This is a genomic window from Pannonibacter sp. CBAS1226 (assembly GCF_055685825.1).
The window spans coordinates 203,319-223,428 of sequence record NZ_JBVOUO010000008.1; the positions used below are offsets into that span (position 1 = coordinate 203,319).

General features: G+C 63.9%; 19 protein-coding genes. 10 read left to right on the forward strand and 9 right to left on the reverse strand.

Annotation, left to right across the window (positions count from 1 at the left end; genetic code table 11):
• The first annotated feature begins 35 nt into the window (after positions 1-35).
• A complete protein-coding gene (gene recQ, locus AC0CMF_RS20505) occupies positions 36-1,922 on the forward strand; it encodes a DNA helicase RecQ (protein ID WP_374629085.1) in 1,887 nt (628 codons plus the stop codon).
• A 214-nt stretch (positions 1,923-2,136) separates the two neighbouring features.
• On the opposite strand, the gene AC0CMF_RS20510 is transcribed toward recQ, so the two are convergent.
• Positions 2,137-2,574, reverse strand: coding sequence for a cupin domain-containing protein (locus AC0CMF_RS20510; RefSeq protein ID WP_374629084.1), 438 nt, complete (start codon positions 2,572-2,574; stop codon positions 2,137-2,139).
• Positions 2,575-2,577: 3 nt separating this feature from the next.
• Positions 2,578-3,351, reverse strand: a complete 774-nt coding sequence (gloB, locus tag AC0CMF_RS20515) for a hydroxyacylglutathione hydrolase (protein WP_163001455.1) — start codon at positions 3,349-3,351, stop codon at positions 2,578-2,580.
• Between the two features lie 135 nt (positions 3,352-3,486).
• Between gloB and AC0CMF_RS20520 the strand changes: the two genes are divergently transcribed.
• The gene (locus tag AC0CMF_RS20520) at positions 3,487-4,269 is read left to right on the forward strand and encodes a class I SAM-dependent methyltransferase (RefSeq protein WP_374629082.1); all 783 of its coding nucleotides are present in this window, start codon (positions 3,487-3,489) and stop codon (positions 4,267-4,269) included.
• A 3-nt stretch (positions 4,270-4,272) separates the two neighbouring features.
• Here the strand turns inward: AC0CMF_RS20520 and metW are convergent, their stop codons facing one another.
• Both metW and metX read right to left on the reverse strand, forming a co-directional pair.
• Positions 4,273-4,905, reverse strand: coding sequence for a methionine biosynthesis protein MetW (gene metW / locus AC0CMF_RS20525; RefSeq protein ID WP_058898539.1), 633 nt, complete (start codon positions 4,903-4,905; stop codon positions 4,273-4,275).
• Between the two features lies 1 nt (position 4,906).
• On the reverse strand, positions 4,907-6,157 hold the full coding sequence (gene metX / locus AC0CMF_RS20530) for a homoserine O-acetyltransferase MetX (protein ID WP_374629081.1): 1,251 nt from the start codon (positions 6,155-6,157) through the stop codon (positions 4,907-4,909).
• 248 nt (positions 6,158-6,405) lie between these two features.
• Between metX and pheA the strand changes: the two genes are divergently transcribed.
• The 3 genes from pheA (at position 6,406) to AC0CMF_RS20545 (ending at position 9,457) form a co-directional block, all read left to right on the forward strand.
• Entirely contained in the window at positions 6,406-7,275 is an 870-nt protein-coding gene (gene pheA / locus AC0CMF_RS20535; protein WP_019965321.1) for a chorismate mutase, read from the forward strand.
• 62 nt (positions 7,276-7,337) lie between these two features.
• Positions 7,338-8,444 (forward strand): histidinol-phosphate transaminase, encoded by a 1,107-nt coding sequence (hisC, locus tag AC0CMF_RS20540; protein ID WP_123195350.1) that lies wholly within the window; start codon positions 7,338-7,340, stop codon positions 8,442-8,444.
• Positions 8,445-8,521: 77 nt separating this feature from the next.
• Positions 8,522-9,457 carry a prephenate/arogenate dehydrogenase family protein gene (locus tag AC0CMF_RS20545; protein WP_186392371.1) on the forward strand — a complete coding sequence of 312 codons (936 nt, stop codon included), beginning with the start codon at positions 8,522-8,524 and terminating at the stop codon, positions 9,455-9,457.
• Positions 9,458-9,568: 111 nt separating this feature from the next.
• On the opposite strand, the gene AC0CMF_RS20550 is transcribed toward AC0CMF_RS20545, so the two are convergent.
• Entirely contained in the window at positions 9,569-10,825 is a 1,257-nt protein-coding gene (locus AC0CMF_RS20550) for a hypothetical protein (protein WP_472482444.1), read from the reverse strand.
• Positions 10,826-11,185: 360 nt separating this feature from the next.
• Here AC0CMF_RS20550 and AC0CMF_RS20555 point away from each other — a divergent pair, with 360 nt between their 5' ends.
• Positions 11,186-13,114: a putative bifunctional diguanylate cyclase/phosphodiesterase gene (locus tag AC0CMF_RS20555; protein WP_472482445.1), complete on the forward strand. Its 1,929-nt coding sequence runs from the start codon at positions 11,186-11,188 to the stop codon at positions 13,112-13,114.
• Between the two features lie 44 nt (positions 13,115-13,158).
• On the opposite strand, the gene AC0CMF_RS20560 is transcribed toward AC0CMF_RS20555, so the two are convergent.
• Positions 13,159-14,061 (reverse strand): polyprenyl synthetase family protein, encoded by a 903-nt coding sequence (locus AC0CMF_RS20560; protein ID WP_374629079.1) that lies wholly within the window; start codon positions 14,059-14,061, stop codon positions 13,159-13,161.
• 308 nt (positions 14,062-14,369) lie between these two features.
• Between AC0CMF_RS20560 and mtgA the strand changes: the two genes are divergently transcribed.
• The 3 genes from mtgA (at position 14,370) to AC0CMF_RS20575 (ending at position 16,006) form a co-directional block, all read left to right on the forward strand.
• Positions 14,370-15,068: a monofunctional biosynthetic peptidoglycan transglycosylase gene (gene mtgA, locus AC0CMF_RS20565; RefSeq protein WP_374629150.1), complete on the forward strand. Its 699-nt coding sequence runs from the start codon at positions 14,370-14,372 to the stop codon at positions 15,066-15,068.
• A 145-nt stretch (positions 15,069-15,213) separates the two neighbouring features.
• A complete protein-coding gene (rpmF, locus tag AC0CMF_RS20570) occupies positions 15,214-15,399 on the forward strand; it encodes a 50S ribosomal protein L32 (protein ID WP_026355869.1) in 186 nt (61 codons plus the stop codon).
• A 187-nt stretch (positions 15,400-15,586) separates the two neighbouring features.
• The gene (locus AC0CMF_RS20575; protein ID WP_050473865.1) at positions 15,587-16,006 is read left to right on the forward strand and encodes a hypothetical protein; all 420 of its coding nucleotides are present in this window, start codon (positions 15,587-15,589) and stop codon (positions 16,004-16,006) included.
• 132 nt (positions 16,007-16,138) lie between these two features.
• Here AC0CMF_RS20575 and AC0CMF_RS20580 read toward each other — a convergent pair whose 3' ends face one another.
• The 3 genes from AC0CMF_RS20580 to AC0CMF_RS20590 form a co-directional block, all read right to left on the reverse strand.
• On the reverse strand, positions 16,139-16,789 hold the full coding sequence (locus AC0CMF_RS20580) for a septation protein A (protein WP_374629078.1): 651 nt from the start codon (positions 16,787-16,789) through the stop codon (positions 16,139-16,141).
• A 230-nt stretch (positions 16,790-17,019) separates the two neighbouring features.
• Positions 17,020-17,748 carry an acetoacetyl-CoA reductase gene (gene phbB / locus AC0CMF_RS20585; protein ID WP_058898531.1) on the reverse strand — a complete coding sequence of 243 codons (729 nt, stop codon included), beginning with the start codon at positions 17,746-17,748 and terminating at the stop codon, positions 17,020-17,022.
• Between the two features lie 123 nt (positions 17,749-17,871).
• Positions 17,872-19,053, reverse strand: coding sequence for an acetyl-CoA C-acetyltransferase (locus AC0CMF_RS20590; RefSeq protein ID WP_019965308.1), 1,182 nt, complete (start codon positions 19,051-19,053; stop codon positions 17,872-17,874).
• Positions 19,054-19,385: 332 nt separating this feature from the next.
• Here AC0CMF_RS20590 and phaR point away from each other — a divergent pair, with 332 nt between their 5' ends.
• Positions 19,386-19,988 carry a polyhydroxyalkanoate synthesis repressor PhaR gene (gene phaR, locus AC0CMF_RS20595; protein ID WP_374629076.1) on the forward strand — a complete coding sequence of 201 codons (603 nt, stop codon included), beginning with the start codon at positions 19,386-19,388 and terminating at the stop codon, positions 19,986-19,988.
• Positions 19,989-20,110: the final 122 nt, after the last annotated feature.

Genomic DNA, 20,110 nt, shown 5'->3' on the forward strand with positions numbered 1-20,110 from the left:
AGGGGATGGTGCGGCGACGAAGGAATCACCTGTTCATGCCGCAAGCACAGCCTCGTCTCGCCGGGACAGAGTACACAGCAGCGTCTGAGGGCACCGCAAGGCCCGCAGCGAAGGATCCTGCACAGGTTCTGGCGGATGTGTTCGGCTATCCGAGCTTCCGCGGCCGCCAGCGCGAGGTGGTGGACACGCTGATCGCCGGGGACGATGCGGTGGTGCTGTTCCCCACGGGGGCCGGCAAATCCATGTGCTTCCAGATTCCCGCGCTCTGCCGCCCCGGAACGGGTGTGGTGATCTCTCCCCTCATTGCGCTGATGAAGGATCAGGTCGGTGCGCTGACGGGTGCGGGCGTACGCGCAGCCGCGCTCAATTCCTCCGTTCCGCCGGAGGAGCAGGCGCGCATTGCCGCAGAGCTGCGCAACGGCACGCTGGATTTCCTCTATGTGACGCCTGAACGGGTGGCGACGGCCGGTTTCTCCCGCCTCCTGGATGGTGCGGCCATCTCGCTCTTTGCCATCGACGAGGCCCATTGCGTCAGCCAGTGGGGGCATGATTTCCGGCCCGAATATCTGCAGCTGGCGAGCCTTGCGGACCGCTATCCCGGCGTGCCGCGTGTGGCCCTGACCGCCACCGCCGATCCGCATACGCAGGAAGATATCCGTGTCCGCCTGAAGCTGGAGACGGCGCAGGTCTTCACCACTTCCTTCGACCGGCCCAACATCCGCTACGAGATTGTCGAGCGGGTGAACCAGCGCCAGCAGCTGCTGGATTTCCTCAAGCGCCACAAGGGCGAGAGCGGCATCGTCTATTGCCTGTCCCGCGCCAAGGTGGAGGACATCGCCGGCTGGCTGAACGAAAAGGGCATCCGCGCCCTGCCCTATCATGCGGGGCTCGACCGGGAGATCCGCGAAGCCAATCAGGACGCTTTCCTGCTGGAAGAAAACCTCGTGCTGGTGGCGACCGTTGCTTTCGGCATGGGCATCGACAAGCCGGATGTGCGTTTCGTCGCCCATCTCGACCTGCCGTCTTCCGTCGAGGCCTATTATCAGGAAACCGGACGTGCCGGCCGTGATGGCGCGCCGGCCGAAGCCTGGATGGCCTATGGCATGGCTGACATGGTGCAGCGCCGGCGCATGATTGCCGAAGGCGAAGCGCCGGAAGAGGTGAAGCGGGCGGAAACCGCCAAGCTCAACGCCCTTGTCGGCATCTGCGAAACCGCCGGATGCCGCCGTCAGGCGCTGCTGGCCCATTTCGGCGAGACCTATCCCAAGCCTTGCGGCAACTGCGACACCTGCCTGTCACCGGTGGAAACCTGGGATGGAACGGAAGCTGCCGCCAAGTTCCTCTCCGCCATCTACCGCACCGGCCAGCGCTTTGGCGCAGGCCATGTGATCGACGTGCTGCTGGGCAAGGAAAACGACAAGATCTCCCGCTTCGGCCACGACAAGCTGTCGGTTTATGGCATCGGCAAGGAGCTTTCACCCAAGACCTGGCAGTCGGTGGCGCGCCAGCTGGTCGCCATGGGCCTTGTCGGCGTCGATCATGCCAATTACGGCGCGCTGGTGCTGACGGACGAATGCCGCGCCGTATTCCGCAACGAGCGCAAGGTGCTGCTGCGCCGTGACCGCGCCGCCGCCAGCCTCAGAGCCTCGCGCGGGGAACGGTCGGCCAGTCTGGCCGATGATCTTGATCCGGAAGACCGGCTGCTGTTCGAGCGCCTGCGCCGCCTGCGCACCCAGATCGCCCGGGAAAACGAAGTACCGCCCTATGTGGTGTTTCCGGACGCGACCCTTGCCGGCATCGCCATCGCCCGGCCCGTGACCTCCCATGCGCTGCTCGCCGTCTCCGGCGTCGGCCAGTCGAAACTCGACCGCTACGGCTCGCAGATCATCGATCTGGTCGAGGCCTTTGAAGCGGGCGTGTGAGCCGGGCACGCCACTTTTCTCCCCCTCTCAATCGTCATCCCGGACGCAGCGAAGCGGAGATCCGGGACCGGTGAGCCGGGGTGTAAGTTGGTTGTCCCAAGAGCCAGAGCCGACAGGCCTTGGCTCACCGGTCCCGGATCGCGCAAGGCGCGTCCGGGATGACGATGGAGGGGCTTCATGCCGGAAGGAACGGCATGTAGAATCTGTCACCCCCTCACGGCTGCCAGCCTTCCGGGGCCATTTCGAAGCCGTCGAAGGTGAAGCCGGGGGCGACCGTGCAGCCGACGAGGGTGAAGTCACCGAGGCTTTGCGCCTGCTGCCAGGCGTGGCGCGGCACCACCGCCTGCGGGCGCTGCCCGGCGGCCAGATCGGACCCGAGGGTCACAAGCTCAACCGGCCCTTCTCCGTCACTGATCAGAAGCTCCAGCGGCGCGCCGCCGTACCAGTGCCACACCTCCACCGCATCCACCTTGTGCCAGCGCGACAAGACTCCCTCCGGCAGCAGGAAATAGATTGCCGTCGAGGCCGGACGGCCTGATGCATCACAGACCGGATCGCGGAAGGTCTCGGCATAATAGCCGCCCTCGGGATGCGGCTGCATGCCCAGCGTTTCGATGATTTCGGCGACGGTGAATCCGGTCAGCGGTCTCATGGCTCAGAACCTGTCCTTGCGTCCCCGCAGTTCCGCGAAGACTTCGGCAGGGCTGGCCCCTGCCATGCCGAGGGCTGCGGCGAGGGCCGGATCACCCGCCCGCAGGAACGGATTGGTGGCCCGCTCCCGCCCCATCGTGGTGGGCAGGGTGGCCATGTGCTCCGCCCGCAGCCGCTCGACCTCTGCTACCCTTTCCTTGAGCGCAGCGTTATCCGGATCAACACTCAGCGCGAAACGGGCATTGGACAGAGTATACTCGTGGCCGCAGTAGACAACCGCATCATCCGGCAGGCGGCGGTTCAGCTTGTCGAGCGAGGCCCACATCATTTCCATGTCGCCCTCGAAGACGCGCCCGCAGCCCAGCGAGAACAGGGTGTCGCCCGTGTGGATGACCCCCGCCTGTTCGAACCACCAGGAGATCTGGTCCAGCGTATGGCCCGGCGTCGAGATGGCCTCCACCTTCAGCTCGGCGATGTGGAAGATGTCGCCGTCTTCCACCACTTCATCGAGACCGGAAATCTTGTCGCGCGACAGGCCGGGGCCAATGACCCGCGCGCCCGTGGCTTCCTTCAGCGGCACCAGCCCCTGCACATGGTCCCAGTGATGATGGGTGATGAGAATATGCGTGAGGCGCCAGCCGGTTTCGGCCAGTTCCGCCAGATAAGGCGCAGCATCCGGCACATCGATGGCGATCACCGATCCGCTCTCCGGATCGCGTGCCAGCACACCGTAATTGTCGGACAGGCAGGGAAACTGCCTGATCTGAAGCCGCGCCATCTTGTCTCTCCCGTTGATGAATCCGGCCTGCAGAGTGGCAAATGCCGCAGGCAGGGGCAAGGGCGATCGGGTCATCAGCCCTTGCGTCTTGGGTCAAGGCAAGGTTCAATCGCGCCGAATTGAACCGGGCAGGCCATGTATCTCGACGTTGCTGATCTCAGAACCTTTTACGACCTGCCGCTTGGCCGCCTGCTGCGCAGCCTCATCGGCGCGCGCGTGCGCTCTCTCTGGCCCAGCGCGAAAGGCGAAAGCCTGCTCGGCATCGGCTATGCGGGACCATTCCTGCGCCCCTACATGGATGAGGCGGAGCGCTGCGTTGCGGCCATGCCGGCGGCGCAGGGCGTCGTCCACTGGCCGCGCGAGCGGGCCAATGCCTCGGTGCTGGTGGAAGCGGATCAGCTGCCCTTTTCCGACAGTTTCTTCCAGCGCGCCATCATGGTGCATGCGCTGGACATGGCGGGCGATCCCGCCGCCCTGCTGCGCGAGGCCTGGCGCGTGCTGGTGCCGGGCGGCAAGCTGATCGTCATCGTGCCGAACCGGCGCGGTGTCTGGGCACGGGCGGAAACCTCGCCCTTCGGCTATGGCCGCCCTTTCTCCAAGAGCCAGATCCAGGCGCTGCTGCAGAGCTGCCAGTTCGACGTGATCTCGAAGGAAGAAACGCTCTACATTCCCCCGGTGAAATCGAAGGTCATCCTGCGCTCGGCCCGCACCTGGGAAACCGTGGGCCGCGCGCTCTGGCCGGCCTTTGCAGGTCTTCTGGTGATCGAGGCGCAGAAACGGCTCTACAAGCCCGCCCAGGCCGATGGCGGCAAACGCAGCGTGCTCAGGGTGCTGAGGCCCGTCTTCGTGCCGGAGGCCGGCGTTACCCCCGGCCTCAACCCGCACCGGCGCGACAGAACGCCGCCGCGCACCCGCTGAAGCTCAGCGGCGCAGCAGGAACACCGCCTGCTCGCCCACCAGATTCCACAGCCACCAGGGCGCATTGAAGGTGATGCGCGCGCCCTGCCCGTCGAGCGCAACGGCCTTCACCACCGTGGCATCCATCTCTTCCACCAGCGCCACGAAGTCGCGGATGGAACAGAAGTGGATGTTGGGCGTGTCATACCACTGGTAGGACAGATACTTGGTCACCGGCATGCGCCCGCGCAGCAGAAGCTGCATGCGGTTGCGCCAATAGGCAAAATTCGGGATCGAGACGACCACCTGCCCGCCGATGCGCAGCAGTTGCTCCATCACGCCCTTCGGATCGCGGGTGGCCTGCAGCGTCTGGCTGAGGATCACCACATCGAAGGCATTGTCCGGATAGTCAGCAAGATCCGTGTCGGCATCGCCCTGCACCACGGAAAGCCCGCGTGCCACGGCCTTGTTCACGCCGCCCTGCGACAATTCCATTCCGCGCCCGTCGACACGCCGCCGCTCGGCCAGGAGCTGCAGCAGCGCCCCATCCTCACAGCCCACGTCCAGCACCCGCGCGCCCTCGGGCACAAGGTCGCACATGACGAGGTGATCGCCGCGCGGCTGGTTCAGTGTTCCGCCCGTGTTGCCGTTTGCCATCTTACGCTCCTCCCGGTCCGGCAATGCCACGTGCCGCTGCTGCTCCCGTCAGGAAGCCGCGCACGGTGCGGAACATTTCCGGCTCATCCAGCAGGAAGGCATCATGGCCGCGATCGCTGCTGATCTCCACGAAGGAGACGTTGGCCGCAGCCGCATTCAGCGCCCGCACCACCGCCTTGCTTTCCGATGTCGGGAACAGCCAGTCCGAGGTGAAGGACATGACGCAGAAGCGGGTCGGCGTGTGCAGGAAGGCCTTGCTGAGAATGCCGTCATGCTCGGCCGCCAGATCGAAGTAATCCATCGCCCTTGTCACATAGAGATAGGAATTGGCATCGAACCGGTCGACAAAGGTCATGCCCTGATGGCGCAGGTAGCTTTCGATCTGGAAATCCGCATCGAAGCCGAAGGTCAGCGCTTCCCGGTCCTGCAGGTTACGGCCGAATTTCTGATGCAGAGACATGTCGGACATGTAGGTGATATGCGCGGCCATGCGCGCCACGGCGAGCCCCTTGCTCGGGCGGGTGCCATCAGCAAGGTAGCTGCCGCCGCGCCAGTCGGGATCGGCCATCACGGCCTGACGGCCCACCTCGTGGAAGGCGATGTTCTGCGAAGAATGGCGGGCGCCGGTGGCAATCGGCACAGCGGAGAAGACCCGCTCGGGGAAAAGCGCCGCCCATTGCAGCACCTGCATGCCGCCCATGGAGCCGCCGACCACGGCAAACAGGGTTTCGATGCCCAGATGATCCACCAGACGGGCCTGCGCGCGCACCATGTCGCGGATGGTCACCACCGGCATGGTCAGCGCATAGGGCTGGCCGGTTTCCGGATTGGTGGAGGCCGGGCCCGTGGTGCCCATGCAGCCACCCAGCACATTGGCGCAGATGATGAAGAAGCGGTCCGTGTCCACCGGCTTGCCGGGACCCACCAGCATCGTCCACCAGCCGGGCTTGCCGGTCACCGGATTGCGCGAGGCGACATACTGGTCACCGGTCAGCGCGTGGCAGATGAGAATGGCGTTGCTGCAGTCCGCATTGAGCGTGCCGTAAGTCTCATAGGCGATCTGCCAGTTGGCCAGCGTGCCGCCGGCATCCAGCGGCAGCGCCTGATCCGGCCCGAAACGCAGGCACTGGCTGCTGGGCGTGTCGATTTCCCGGCGCTGTGCCTTTTCCAGATCGGCAAGGCTCGCGGCCACGGCGGCAGCACCGGCAGCTGCACCGTCCTGCGGGATCGAAGTCTGAGGTGTATCGGTCATGCCGGACGCATCATCCCGTTTTCACTGGCCGCTTCAAGGGCCGTTCTCACGCGCCATTTTCCCGAGAGAGGCCTGCCCTGCCGGGCGGCGGAAGCCTCGCTGCGGCAACAGCGCGCCACCATCTTCAAGGGGTTGTTAGCTAGGGTTCGCGGGGCCATGGTGTCAACGTTTTCTTTTGCTTTCCGCCCGCTTGCTGCCTATGACTATCGCCGAATGCATCGCATGTTTCAGGAAGGCATTTCCCGCCCATGGCCAGTGACCACACCCAAGGCACCGCTCTCGACAGCCTGCGCCAGCGCATCGACGTGCTCGACGCCGAGCTGCACCGTCTGCTGATGGAGCGGGTGCGCGTCATCGACGGCATCGTTGCGGCCAAGCGCGCCAGCGGCGCAGATGGCGTGATGTTCCGCCCGGACCGGGAAGCCGACATGATGCGCCGCATGGTCGAGCGGCACGAAGGCAGCCTGCCGCTGACCAGCGCCGAGCATCTGTGGCGCGAGATCATCACCGCCTGCACCCGCCTTCAGGGCGAGTTTCAAGTGCATCTGGACGGGTCTGCCGACATTGCCGCCATGCGCGATGCCGCGCGCTTCTACTTCGGCTTTGCCGTGGAGATGGAAACGGCAGGCGATCCGGCCGATGTGGTCGGCACGGTTGCCGCCTCCCATTCGGACCTTGGCGTCATCGCCCTGACCGAGCGGGCCGAACTGCCCTGGTGGCGCGGTCTTGGACAGGACGGGGCGCAGATCATCGCCCGCCTGCCCTTCTTCGTCGCCGAGGAGCGCCCGGCGGATCTGGCTTCCATGGTCATCAGCCGTCCCATTCCGGGTTCCGGCACGCCGGACACGGCGGTCTATGATGCCCGCTGGCGCGGCGTTCTGCCCGGCAGCCTGATGGACTCGGGCCTCGAAATCCTGAGTTTCTTCCGCCATGCTGACGGCGTTGACGCCCTGCTGGCTGCCTCCGGCGACATCAGCGAAGACGAGGTTCTGACGCTCTGCCGCGAGGCCGGGGCCGAGCCAGACGTGCTGCGCTTCGTCGGCGGCTATGCCGCTCCCATCGACATCGATGAGGGCGAGGCGGACGAGCTTGACGATTTCAGCGAAGACGCAGACTGATATCCTGCCCCGCAGGCCTTTCACAGACAGCGGCCAAACACACGAGAGACAGAGACACTTCCATGGACAGCGCCAGCAAATCCCGCCCCCAACCGCGCGCAGGCATTCTCGACATTGCCCCCTACGTTCCCGGCAAGTCCAAGGCCTCGGGCACCGGCAAGGTGCACAAGCTGTCCTCGAACGAATCCCCGCTGGGCGCCAGCGAAGCCGCAAAGAAGGCCTATGCGGAAGTCGCCTCCAAGCTGGAGCTTTATCCGGATGGCGCGTCCACGGCCCTGCGTGACGCCATCGGCGAGGTGGTGGGCATCAATCCGGAGCGCATCATCTGCGGCGCCGGGTCGGACGAGATCCTGACGCTCATCGCCAACACCTATCTGGCGCCGGGCGATGAGGCGATCTATTCCGAGTTCGGCTTCCTCGTCTATCCGATTGCCATCCGCGCTGCCGGTGCAACGCCCGTTGTCGCCCCGGAAAAGAACCTGACGACGGATGTGGACGCGATCCTTGCCCGCGTCACGGAGAAGACCAAGATGGTCTTCCTCGCCAACCCGAACAATCCGACTGGCACCTACATTCCCTTTGACGAGGTGCGCCGCCTGCACGCGGGCCTGCCCTCCCATGTGGTGCTGGTGCTGGACGCGGCCTATGCGGAATATGTGCGGCGCAATGACTACGAGAGCGGCATCGAACTGGTGGCGACCTCGAACAATGTCATCATGACGCGCACCTTCTCCAAGATCTACGGCCTCGCCAACCTGCGCCTCGGCTGGTGCTTCGGCCCGGCAGAGATGATCGACGCCATGAACCGCATCCGCGGGCCGTTCAACGTCTCGGGACCGGCCATGGCGGCCGGCATTGCCGCGATCCGCGACCGTTCCTTCGTGGACGCAGCCATCGCCCACAACGAGACCTGGATGACCTGGACGGCGGCAGAGATCGAAAAGCTCGGCCTCAAGACCACGCCCAGCGTCGGCAACTTCCTGCTCATCCACTTCCCGGATGAGGACGGCAAGCGCGCCGCCGATGCAGATGCCTATCTGTCGGAGCATGGCCTGATCCTGCGGATGGTCGCCAATTACGGCCTGCCGGGCGCGCTGCGCCTGTCCATCGGCACCGAGGAAGCCAACAAGGCGGTGGTTGCCGCTCTTGCCGGTTTCATGGCGCGCTGAAAGCGCCAAGCCCCTGATGGCCCGGCCCAGCCCCAGCGGCAGCCGGGCCAAACCCATTTGAAGACACCAGACGAGACATGTCAGATCCCCATTTTCAGCGCGTTGCCCTGATCGGCATCGGCCTCATCGGCTCCTCCCTCGCCCGCGTCATCCGCGAAAAGGGCCTGGCGGAGACCATCACCATCTCGACCCGCTCGGCGCAGACGCTGGCCCGTGCGGAAGAGCTGGGGCTTGGGGACCGATACTGCCTCTCGGCAGCGGATGCGGTGAAGGATGCGGATCTGGTGGTGGTCAGCGTGCCGGTCGGCGCTTCGGAAGAGGTGGCAAAAACCATCGCGCCGCATCTGAAGCCGGGCGCGATCCTGACGGACGTTGGCTCCACCAAGGGCTCGGTCGTGTCGCAGATGGCCCCGCATGTGCCGGAGGGTGTGCATTTCATCCCCGGCCACCCCATTGCAGGTACGGAGCACTCCGGCCCGGATGCAGGCTTTGCCGCGCTGTTCCAGAACCGCTGGTGCATTCTGACGCCGATGCCGGACACGGATGCCGGGGCGATTGAAAAGCTCGCGGCCTTCTGGACCGCCTGCGGCTCCAATGTGGACACCATGGACCCGCAGCACCATGACCTGGTGCTCGCGATCGTGTCGCACCTGCCGCATATCATCGCCTACAACATCGTCGGCACCGCCGATGATCTCCAGACGGTTACCAAGTCGGAAGTGATCAAATATTCCGCTTCCGGCTTCCGCGACTTCACCCGTCTGGCTGCGTCCGACCCGACCATGTGGCGCGACGTGTGCCTGCACAACAAGGATGCAATCCTTGAAATGCTGTCGCGGTTTTCGGAGGATCTGTCCGCCCTGCAGCGGGCGATCCGCTGGGGCGACGGGCAGGCTCTGTTCGACCTGTTCACCCGCACGCGCGGCATCCGCCGCTCGATCATCGAGGCCGGCCAGGAAACCCCGGCGCCGGACTTCGGCCGTCAGGCCGCAGCCCCCGGCGCAGGCGAATAAGACCAAGGTTTGATGAGATGTCTCATCCAGGTTTGGTCAAGCCCGTGCGGCGTTTGAGCATTTCAAGGCGTGATGCGTCAGCATCGTCAGACTTGGTCTAAGGGCACTTCCTCAGACAGTCACATCCGTCTGCAGCACAAGGCTGACGGATGTGGACGACAGGCTGACGGCCGTCGTGTTGATGGACACCGAAACGCCCACCGTTCCGGCCGGCATCGCACTGTCCGCAGGTGTGCCCATTCCGGGGAAGAGATTGGCAAGGCCGCCCGCGCTTCCCTCGACGCCCGGCATGCCCTGTTCCTGCAGCTGCGACGCGCGGAACTCGTTCAGCGCCTTGCGGCCTTCCTCGATCTCGCGCTTGGCCTTGGCCAGTTCCTTGCGCTCTTCCCTGTCATTCTTGTTGGCAAGGCCTTCGATCTGCTTCGCCAGAAGATCGATCTGTTTTTCCATGTCGCGCAGCTTGTCATAGTCGGCCTGTTTGCGGGCGCTGCCGTCATAGGCGCTGCCATAGGCCTTCACCGTCACCTGCGTGCTGTTGTAGGAGGCGATGGCCTCGCGCACTTCCAGCAAAAGCCGGGCCGAGGGCTCCTGTTCTGCGCCAGACTCTTCTCCCGAATCTTCTGCAGAATCTTCCCCGGCGGCTTGCGGGCCAGCCGCGGCAGGGCCGGAGGTCTTGTCCGTGGCCGGAGCGTCCTGCCCGGATGCTGCATCTGCCTGCTCCGCCGGTTTGCCGGTTGCAGCAGCTGTGCCGGATTGCGCCTTCGCAGAAGCACTCTGTTCTATGGGCTTTCCCGTCAGAACGGACGCCACTTCCAATGCGGCAGAGCCCTCCAGCAGGACAGCTGAAGCCGATGCTTCGGAGTAGGAAGCTTCAGAAGAGGATGCAGACAGGGTGATGGAAGAACCGGCCGTGGCCTGTCCGGCCACCGCCTTGCTGCCGCCATCCGACAGCGACTGGGCCGCCAGTTTGAAATCCTGACCCAGTTTCTTCAACTCGCGGATCAGGGCCTTGGCCTGCGCCGGGCTGGCAAACTTCAGCCGTTCCTTGAGGGCATCGATGCGCTGCTGCAATCGGGCGATCTTGTCCGCACGCTGGTCGTCCTTGGCCTTGGCCATGGCGTCTTGCAGCGAGTTGCCGAGTTGCAGGGAGCCCTCGACCTCCTTGAGGAATTCCTCGGAGAACTCACCAAGAATCCCATCCTTGGCGATCGACAGGAGCTTTGCATCCTGCTTGTCGAGACGGCCTTGCGCCACATTGCTGGACGTCCCGCCCTTTTGCTCCATGATCGTCATGGACTGAGGCCTGGACGGTGCCCGCTGAGAAAGCCCAGCCGCCGGGCTGGCAGTGGCGGCGAGAGATGCAAGCATTGCGTCTTCTCCTTGGAACCGCGTTCATTCATCCAAAGGCTGCGGCTGGAGGATGGAAGCAGGACCAGTCATAATTCCGGCGCAACAGCAGAAATCTGCGCTAACCCGGCAACTGAAACCATCTTGAATTGTATCAATCCAATTCTTAACAAAGCATTAACTTTTTACAACCATGGGCAGAGGAAGGCCTCGGCATTTACCACTCTAGGCATCACGCTCTGGATAGGGAAAATTAGGGAGTTTCTGTCTAGCTTCTTCCGGGGTGGAGCGGGGGTGATGATGAGAAAGCCGGAAAGATCTGCAGATTTTCAGCTGATTGGCGGGTCTATACTTATAGCACTCATCTTTGTCGCAATCGCGATGTCTGTGCTGGGAACGGCGGTCAGCCACTGGGTCCGGCAGGATGCCAGGATCCAGAGCGCAGCACTTGCAGAAGCACTGGCCGGTAAGCTGCCTGATCTTGCCGGAATTGTCAGTGGCACGGCACCCTCACAACAGGAAACTCAAGCCCTTGCGCTGATGCAGGCTCTCGGCCGGACCACACGTATCATTCTGGCAACGCCGGATGGAGATCCTGTCCTGCGGGTCGAAGACCGGCGGGTCGAGCTTCTGCGTGGCCCATCCGCGCCAGAGACCCGGCTGACGGCCGCCAATACCCCGGACCGTCTTCACACAACGGTCGAAAGAAATTTGCTGGCAGGCCGGATATCGATCACGGCGGTAACGACCTTGCCCGTTCAGCAGGAAGGCCGGACGGTTGCATTGCTTGAGACAGTCATCGACGAATCCGAACTGGCGGCAGGCTTCCGCAAGGATCTGATCCTTGCAAGCCTCGTGCTGGCATGCCTGCTGGGGCTGGCCTTTGCCATCTGCTTTTCCTGGATCATGACTGCGGTGCGCGCCCGCAATGCCTCGGAAGAACGGGCCGAATTCCTGGCCAGCCACGACCGGCTGACCGGGTTGTTGAACCGCACGGCCTTCCAGGCCCGCCTGGAAACAGCCTTGTCGGAACTGGACCGGGGCCGTTCAATCGCGCTGCATCATCTCGACATCGACCGGTTCAAGCGGATCAACGACGAACTGGGGGAAGATGGCGCCGATGGGCTGATCCGGCTGGTGGCGCTGCGCCTGAGCGAAATGGTGCGGCCGGGCGACTTCGTTGCCCGTCTGGGCGGTGATGAACTGATCGTGGCCCAATGCGGCATCACGTCGGCGCAACAGGCAGAGGCCATGGCCGCGCGGCTCGTTGAACAGCTTTCTGAAGTTTACGCCCTGGAGGGCCGTGAAGTTCAGATCTCTGTCAGCGCCGGAACCAGCCTCGCCCCGGCGGACACGACTGTTGCCAATGAGCTGATGACAAAGGCAAGCATGGCGCTGCAGTTCGTCAAGTCCACCGACAGCCGTGGCTCGGGCTTCTTCAGCGACACGATGGAAGAGGAGCTGAACAGCCGCCGCCAGCTGGAGCAGCTGTTGCGCTCCGCAATCCAGAACAATCTCCTCAGCCTCAATTTCCAGCCGATCCTCAGTCTGTCGCAGAACCGGATCTCAGGCTTTGAAGCCCTGATGCGGATGAGCGACGGGAGCGGCGCCCCTGTCTCGCCTGCACTCTTCATTCCCGTTGCAGAAGAACTGGGCCTGCTGCCGGAGTTTGGCGAGTGGGCCCTGCGGCAGGCCTGCGGAGCAGCGGTGGGCTGGGGCGGTGACATTGCCGTCGCCGTGAACCTGTCTCCCACCCAGTTTGCCTCTGGCAACCTGCCGCAGAAGGTGGCTGACGCTCTTCAGGCCTCCGGGCTTCAGGCCAGCCGGCTGGAACTGGAAATCACCGAAGGCATCCTGCTGCAAGACACCGGCGCCATCCTGCAGCAGCTGACCGATCTGAAAGCGCTCGGTGTCAGCATCGTCATGGATGATTTCGGCACCGGATATTCCAGCCTCAGCTATCTGTGGCGCTTCCCCTTCGACAAACTCAAGATCGACCGCAGCTTCATGGAGGCCTATTCCCATTCGGGCGAGACCATCCAGCAGATCCTCAAGGCCATCGTGGCCCTTGGCCGGGCGTTGAAGATGCAAGTGACGATCGAAGGCATCGAGACCGTGTTTCAGGCCCGTGTCATCCGGGATCTGGAGATCGACAATGTGCAGGGCTACCTGTTCGGCAAGCCCGTCACCGCAGCGGAAATTCCCGGTGTGATGCTGCGGGACATGGCCAAGGCGATGAACACGGGTCAGGATACGGCCCCCAGCGCCACGCCAGGCCCAAAAGCCTGCCCCAAAACGGCCTCAAGCTGAGGTCCCGCAACCTGCGGGGGCCGGGCACGGCTCAGGCCTGACGATCAGCGGTCGCGGAAGGCGACGAAAGCTGCGATTTCCGCCAGACGCCTGCCGCCCTCGCCGGCGCCCGCCACCAGCTGCTCCGCCTCGGCGACAAGGCCTTTGAGAATGGCACGGGTGCGTTCGGGCCCGTAGAGGCTGACCAGTGTCGCCTTGCCCGCCTCGGCATCCTTGCCCGTCGCCTTGCCCATCACCTCCGGCGAGGCCTCCAGGTCCAGAAGATCATCCGCCAGCTGGAAGGCCAGGCCGATGATCTCCCCGAACCGGGTCATGCGCGCCATATCGTCAGGGGCAGCCCCGGCCAGAATGGCACCGGCACGGCAGGCATAGCGCAGCAGCGCGCCGGTCTTCATCGCCTGCAGGGTGCGGATCTCGTCTTCGGACAACTGCCGGTGCTCTGCCGCCAGATCCAGCATTTGCCCGCCCGCCATGCCGCCAACACCGGACGCGCGCGCGAGTTCCTGCGACAGCTGCAGCCGCACGGCCGGGTCGGCATGGACCTCCGGCTCCGCGATCAGATCAAAGGCCAGGGTCAGCAGCGCATCGCCCGCCAGAATGGCGGTTGCCTCGTCAAAGGCCTTGTGAACGGTCGGCTGGCCCCGGCGCAGGTCGTCATCATCCATCGCCGGAAGATCGTCATGCACCAGTGAATAGCAATGGACGCATTCCAGCGCGGCAGCCGCCAGTAGAACGCCCTCGTCCCTGCGGCCGAAGGCAGCGGCGGTTTCGGCAACCAGCAGCGGACGCAGACGCTTGCCTCCGTTGAGCGAGCCATGGCGCATGGCCGCAAGCAGGCGCTCCGGCCGCAGAACCTCGCCCGGCCGCGGTGCGTCCGACAGCACCTTGCCCAGAACCGCATCCATCTGCTGCACCATCTGGCGCAGGCTGTCCTCAAGCCACGTCATTGCATCTGCCCTTCACGCAAGGCTCCAACCGGATGCCCTCGTCACCCGAAACCGGTCCGCCGTCAAGACGGCTTGCACATCTTCCGCCCGGCTTTGACGCAGGACCCAACCGCATGTAGAAACGGCAGGAAGGCACGAGGCGGCATGCACCCGCCGCAATGGTGAGGAGCAGCGTTCCTTTGGCCCAGGAAGATGGCTTGCCAGGCAGCACGACCAGTCCGCCGGAAACGCGGCATCCGGGCACGCTGGACACGGGTGCGCGCGAGACAGACGCGCCCGGAACCAGCGATGGGGATGAGGCCGCAAGAATGCCGCGCAACCGGACAAGACACAGCCTGAAGATCACCCGGATCATCGTCTGGACGCTGTTGCTGCTTGTCCTGGCGCCGCCGCTGCTGACAGTCATTTATTCCGTCGTACCCCCGATCAGCACGCTGATGATCGGCCGCTATGCGCAAGGCCTCTGGGTGGACCGGCAATGGCGGTCTCTCGATCAGATTTCCCCGCATCTGGTGCGGGCTGTGATCACCTCCGAGGACGCCCGCTTCTGCGAGCACCGGGGCGTGGACTGGGATGCCCTGCATGGGCAGATCCAGAAGCTCAATGCCGGCCAGGAAGCACGCGGGGCCTCCACCATCACCATGCAGCTGGCCAAGAACCTGTTTCTCTGGGGCGACCGCAGCTTCATCCGCAAAGGGCTGGAACTGCCCACCGCGCTGATGATCGACCAGATCCTGACCAAGCGCCGGATCATGGAGCTTTATCTCAATGTCGCCGAATGGGGCGAAGGCATCTTCGGGGCGGAAGCGGCGGCGCAGGCCTGGTTCGGCAAGTCAGCCGCAGACCTGACGCAGGCCGAGGCCTCGCGCCTTGCCACGGCCCTGCCCAATCCGATCCTCAGGAATCCCGCCAGACCCGGCCGGGGACACGCCCGCTTGGCCGACACGAATCAGCGCCGGATCGCGAACGCGGGCAACATTTTCGGCTGCGTTCTGGCCAGCCGCTGAGGCGGTGAAGAAAAATTCTGTTATGGACTGGCAAAAGCTTTCAGTTGCCTGTATAACCCCGCCCATTCTTACACGCTGCGTGATGCCACGCCCCGGGCAATCCCGGTCCGGGCCGCGCTGACTATGGACCACGGAGAACAAAAAAATGGCCGTTCCGAAGAGAAAAACCTCGCGCATGAAGCGCGGTTTTCGCCGTTCCGCGGACGCCCTGAAGCAGCCGACCTACGTCGAGGACAAGGATTCGGGCGAACTGCGCCGCCCGCATCACGTTGACCTGAAGACCGGCATGTACCGGGGCCGTCAGATCCTGCAGCCGAAGGCCGACGTCTGAGGCAAGGATCGCGACTGCGATCTCAAGATCAAGGCTGGTGGCAACACCGGCCTTTTTCGTGTGCACCGGAGAGCGGATCAGGCCGGTGCAGCACCTGCGCAAGTGCAAGGCATGATGCGCCGGCAGCGAAAGAGTTGGTATAAGACAGGCTGCATCACTGCAGAATCGAGTCTCCAAGGAGAGGCGCATGTCCAGGTTCCTGTCCCTTCCCCTGACGCTCATCCCCCTCGCGCTTTACAATCTGACCGCCTTCGGCTTCTTCGGAAGCCCTGCCGGGGATCCGTGGTTCCAGCCGATGCTGACGCTGGAGCTGGTATCGGGCGCAAGGTTCTCGCTGGTCTCGGGCGACCTGATGATCCTCTGCGGGCTGGTGGTGCTGTTCCTTGAAATCCTCAAGGCCACCCGTACCGGCACGGCAGCCCTCTCCGACCACATCCTGTCGATGATGGTCTTTGCCGTCTATCTGGTGGAGTTCCTGACCGTGCCGCAGGCCGCCAGCTCGGTTTTCTTCATCCTGACGGTGATCGCGATGATCGACGTGATTGCAGGCTTCACGGTCAGTCTCACCGGCGCCCGCCGGGACATCAGCCTCGACGGGCGGGACTAACACCAACGCTCGATGAGCTTGACTTATCGAGCATTGGTGAAGCCCGTGCGGCGTTTGAGCATTTTCAAGGCGTGATGCGTCAGCATCTCAGAGCCTTGGCATAAACCGCCAGCACGCGCTCCGGACTGGCTGTCAGGCGTCCGTCTTGCCGCTGCCCTCTTCGGGCAAGGCATGGCGCTGGATCAGCGGCAGCTGGGTCATGGTGAAGATCAGCGTGATCGGCATCATGCCGAACACCTTGAAGCTGACCCAGAAATCCGTCGAGAAATTGCGCCAGATCACTTCATTCAGCACCGCCAGCGCCAGAAAGAACAGCCCCCAACGCAGGGTGAGAATGCGCCAGCCCTCGTCCGTCAGGCGGAAGGCGCTGTCGAAGACATAACCCAGCAGCGATTTGCCGAAGAAAAGCCCGCCCAGCAGGATGACGCCGAACAGGGTATTGATGATCGTCGGCTTCAGCTTGATGAAGAGATCATCATGCAGCCACAGGGTCAGCGCACCAAAGACGAAAACGATGATGCCGGAGACGAGCGGCATGACCGGCAGGCGCCGCGTCAGATAGAGCGACACAGCCAGCGAAATGGCAATGGCCACCATGAAGGCGGCGGTCGCCAGAAAGATCGGCGCGCCAAAGACGCTGAGCGCCGGAAAGGCCGCCGCGATCTGCTCGCCGCGCGTGTTGAACAGGAAGAAGACCGCCAGCGGCCCCAGTTCCAGCGCCAGCTTCAGCAGCGGCGCCATGTCCTTGTGTGCAGGGTCGTTCGGGGCCCGTTCAAATTCCATGTTCACTCCACCAGCCGCAGGCTGTCATTGTGCCAAGGCTTTACGATGCTGACGTATCACGCCTTGAAATTGCTCCGGCGCCGCACGGGCTCGAGCAACACTTGCCTGCAGATAGGGACAGCGGGACCCCAAGGTCAAGGGCACAGCGCCCTGCCGATCGAGTTTCGGAATAGAAACCCCGCCGCAGCCTTCAGGGCCACGGCGGGGCTCAATCAAAACATCACGCTCTATCAGCCGTTGGCGATGTACTGGCCGCCGTTGATGGTCATCACCGCGCCGGTCATGAAGGCAGCCGCGTCGGAAGCGAGATAGACCACCGTCTGGGCGATTTCCTCCGGGTGGCCGAGACGGCCGACCGGGATGCCGGCGACGATCTGCTGCAGCACCTTTTCCGGCATGGCGGCAACCATGTCCGTGTTGATGTAGCCCGGGCAGACCGTGTTGACGGTGATGCCCTTGAAGGCATTTTCCTGCGCCAGCGCCTTGCTGAAGCCGATCACACCGGCCTTGGCGGCGGAGTAGTTGGCCTGGCCCATCTGGCCCTTCTGGCCGTTGATCGAGGAAATGTTGATGATGCGGCCCCAGCCCCGGTTGCGCATGCCCTCGATGACCGGACGGGTCATGGTGAACATGCTGTCGAGGTTGGTGGACATCACCGCGCGCCACTGGTCGAACGTCATCTTGTGGAACATGCCGTCACGGGTGATCCCGGCGTTGTTCACGAGGATCTCGACCGGGCCGAGCTCTGCTTCCACCTTGGCAATGCCTTCGGCGCATTCCTGCTCATTGGCCACGTCCCACTTGTAGACGTGAATGCCCGTGGCCGCCTTGAAGGCTTCGGCCTTTTCCGTGTTGCCGGCATAGGTGGCGGCAACCGTGTAACCGGCGGCCTTCAAACCCAGAGAAATGGCCTCACCGATACCGCGGGTGCCACCGGTGACCAACGCAACCTTGCTCATTCATCTCTCCCCAGACTACGGGCCTGTTTCTTCAGCCCTGTTCCCGATTGAACTTCCCGGCAGATAGCCCGCCGGGAAGAAACTGGACATGCAGGCTCTTGCGGCCCGCTTCACAGCAAAGGCTTAGCGCTCGACGCAGAGCGCCACGCCCATGCCGCCGCCGATGCAGAGCGTCGCAAGGCCTTTCTTGGCGTCGCGGCGGCCCATTTCGTGCAGCAGCGTGACGAGAACGCGCGCACCCGATGCACCGATCGGGTGACCGATGGCGATGGCACCGCCGTTGACGTTGACGATGTCCGGGTTCCAGCCCATGTCCTTGTTGACGGCACAGGCCTGCGCCGCGAAGGCTTCGTTGGCTTCCACCAGATCGAGGTCGGCAACGCTCCAGCCGGCTTTCTCCAGCGCCTTGCGCGAGGCCGGGATCGGGCCGGAGCCCATGACAGCCGGATCAACGCCTGCCGTTGCCCACGACGCAATGCGGGCGAGCGGGGTAAGGCCGCGGCGGGCAGCTTCGGCCGCGCTCATCACCACCAGCGCCGCAGCGCCGTCATTGATGCCCGAGGCATTGCCTGCGGTGACGGAGCCTTCCTTGTTGAAGGCCGGGCGCAGCTTGGACATGCTCTCCAGCGTCGCGCCATGGCGGATGTATTCGTCATCCTCGATCACCTTGTCGCCCTTGCGGTCGGCGATGGTGACGGGCGTGATCTCGTCCTTGAAGCGGCCGGCCTTCTGGGCAGCTTCCGCCTTGTTCTGCGAGGCGAGGGCGAAGGCGTCCTGCTCGTCACGGCTGATCTGCCACTTCTGGGCGACGTTTTCGGCCGTCTGGCCCATGTGGTAGCCGTTGAAGGCATCCCACAGGCCGTCCTTGATCATGGTGTCGATCATCTTGTAGTCGCCCATCTTGTAGCCAGCGCGCATCGGAGCGCAGTGCGGCGAGAGCGACATGTTTTCCTGGCCGCCTGCAATCACGATGCTGGCGTCGCCGCACATGATCTGCTGGGCAGCAATGGCCACCGTGCGCAGGCCGGAGCCGCAGACCTGGTTGAGCAGCCAGGCGGTGGAATCCTGGGAGAGGCCGGCGGCAATGGCGGCCTGACGGGCCGGGTTCTGGCCCTGACCGGCGGTGAGCACCTGGCCGAAGATCAGTTCGTTGACGTCGGCGGCATCCACGCCAGCCTTTGCCAGCGCTGCCTTGATGACGGTGGCACCCAGCTCATGGGCCGGTGTATTGGCGAAAGACCCGTTGAATGAACCCACGGCCGTGCGGGTGGCACTGACAATAACGACGTCTGTAGAAGCGCTCATGAAGACCTCCTGAAACTGATTCCTCCCGGGATATGGCGGGTCCGCCGCTTGTTTTTTCTGACAGGACCACACTCCCCGCTCCGTCAGACTAGAGACTGTGAAACGCGACAAGTCAACCGCCCTTCGCGCCCGCAACAACCCGTATAGCGTGCACCGCACACCCGCTTTCGCCCCGCAGCAGGAAAAGGCTGGCATGGGTGCCCGGCTTTGGCATAGTCTTGTCGCGGAGGACGCTGCAACACGGGGAAGATGTTGCAGCAAAAGAGGAACTTGCCGCCACCGGCCCCGCATGTCCGGGCAGGCAGGAAAGGCAACCGGGAGCGACAGACGAGATGGCCAAGACGACCGAGCCCACGATCATCAAGAAATACGCCAACCGCCGCCTCTACAACACGGGCACCAGCACCTATGTGACGCTGGAGGATCTGGCCGTGATGGTGAAGGGCGAAGAGGATTTTGTGGTTTTTGACGCCAAGACCGGCGAAGACATCACCCGCTCCGTCCTCACCCAGATCATTTTCGAGCAGGAAGGCAAGGGCGGGCAGAATCTGCTGCCGATCACCTTCCTACGCCAACTGATCCGCTTCTACGGCGACAGCATGCAAGGCCTGGTGCCGAGCTACCTGGAATTCTCGATCTCCTCCCTGACCAAGGAGCAGGACAAGCTGCGCGCCCAGATGAGCGAAGCCTTCGGCGCCAGCGCCTTCGAGATGATGGAAGAGCAGGTCAAGCGGAACACCGAGATGTTCGAGCGGGCGATGAAGATGTTCATGCCCTTCTCGCTGCCCGGCGCCGCCGCCCCCGGCACGGCTGCAGCCCCTGCCGCAGCACCGGAAAAGCAGGCCGCCTCCTCCGGATCGGATCTGGACGACATGAAGAAGCAGCTGGCCGCCATGCAGAAAAAGCTCGACGCGATCAGCGGCAGCAAGGACTGAGGCAGCCCCCCCGGCGCGCCGTCTCACCAGACCGCGCTCACGTCCGCGAAATACCCTGGACGTGAGACGGCAAGGGCCGCGGGCACCTCTCAGACGGCAGTGTTTGAACCGGGCTGCCGGCC

Coding starts and splice junctions, on each gene's coding strand:
- recQ (WP_374629085.1), top strand. CDS start 36: ATGCCGCAAGCACAGCCTCGTCTCGCCGGGACAGAGTACACAGCAGCG.
- AC0CMF_RS20510 (WP_374629084.1), bottom strand. CDS start 2,574: ATGAGACCGCTGACCGGATTCACCGTCGCCGAAATCATCGAAACGCTG.
- gloB (WP_163001455.1), bottom strand. CDS start 3,351: ATGGCGCGGCTTCAGATCAGGCAGTTTCCCTGCCTGTCCGACAATTAC.
- AC0CMF_RS20520 (WP_374629082.1), top strand. CDS start 3,487: ATGTATCTCGACGTTGCTGATCTCAGAACCTTTTACGACCTGCCGCTT.
- metW (WP_058898539.1), bottom strand. CDS start 4,905: ATGGCAAACGGCAACACGGGCGGAACACTGAACCAGCCGCGCGGCGAT.
- metX (WP_374629081.1), bottom strand. CDS start 6,157: ATGACCGATACACCTCAGACTTCGATCCCGCAGGACGGTGCAGCTGCC.
- pheA (WP_019965321.1), top strand. CDS start 6,406: ATGGCCAGTGACCACACCCAAGGCACCGCTCTCGACAGCCTGCGCCAG.
- hisC (WP_123195350.1), top strand. CDS start 7,338: ATGGACAGCGCCAGCAAATCCCGCCCCCAACCGCGCGCAGGCATTCTC.
- AC0CMF_RS20545 (WP_186392371.1), top strand. CDS start 8,522: ATGTCAGATCCCCATTTTCAGCGCGTTGCCCTGATCGGCATCGGCCTC.
- AC0CMF_RS20550 (WP_472482444.1), bottom strand. CDS start 10,825: ATGCTTGCATCTCTCGCCGCCACTGCCAGCCCGGCGGCTGGGCTTTCT.
- AC0CMF_RS20555 (WP_472482445.1), top strand. CDS start 11,186: ATGTCTGTGCTGGGAACGGCGGTCAGCCACTGGGTCCGGCAGGATGCC.
- AC0CMF_RS20560 (WP_374629079.1), bottom strand. CDS start 14,061: ATGACGTGGCTTGAGGACAGCCTGCGCCAGATGGTGCAGCAGATGGAT.
- mtgA (WP_374629150.1), top strand. CDS start 14,370: ATGCCGCGCAACCGGACAAGACACAGCCTGAAGATCACCCGGATCATC.
- rpmF (WP_026355869.1), top strand. CDS start 15,214: ATGGCCGTTCCGAAGAGAAAAACCTCGCGCATGAAGCGCGGTTTTCGC.
- AC0CMF_RS20575 (WP_050473865.1), top strand. CDS start 15,587: ATGTCCAGGTTCCTGTCCCTTCCCCTGACGCTCATCCCCCTCGCGCTT.
- AC0CMF_RS20580 (WP_374629078.1), bottom strand. CDS start 16,789: ATGGAATTTGAACGGGCCCCGAACGACCCTGCACACAAGGACATGGCG.
- phbB (WP_058898531.1), bottom strand. CDS start 17,748: ATGAGCAAGGTTGCGTTGGTCACCGGTGGCACCCGCGGTATCGGTGAG.
- AC0CMF_RS20590 (WP_019965308.1), bottom strand. CDS start 19,053: ATGAGCGCTTCTACAGACGTCGTTATTGTCAGTGCCACCCGCACGGCC.
- phaR (WP_374629076.1), top strand. CDS start 19,386: ATGGCCAAGACGACCGAGCCCACGATCATCAAGAAATACGCCAACCGC.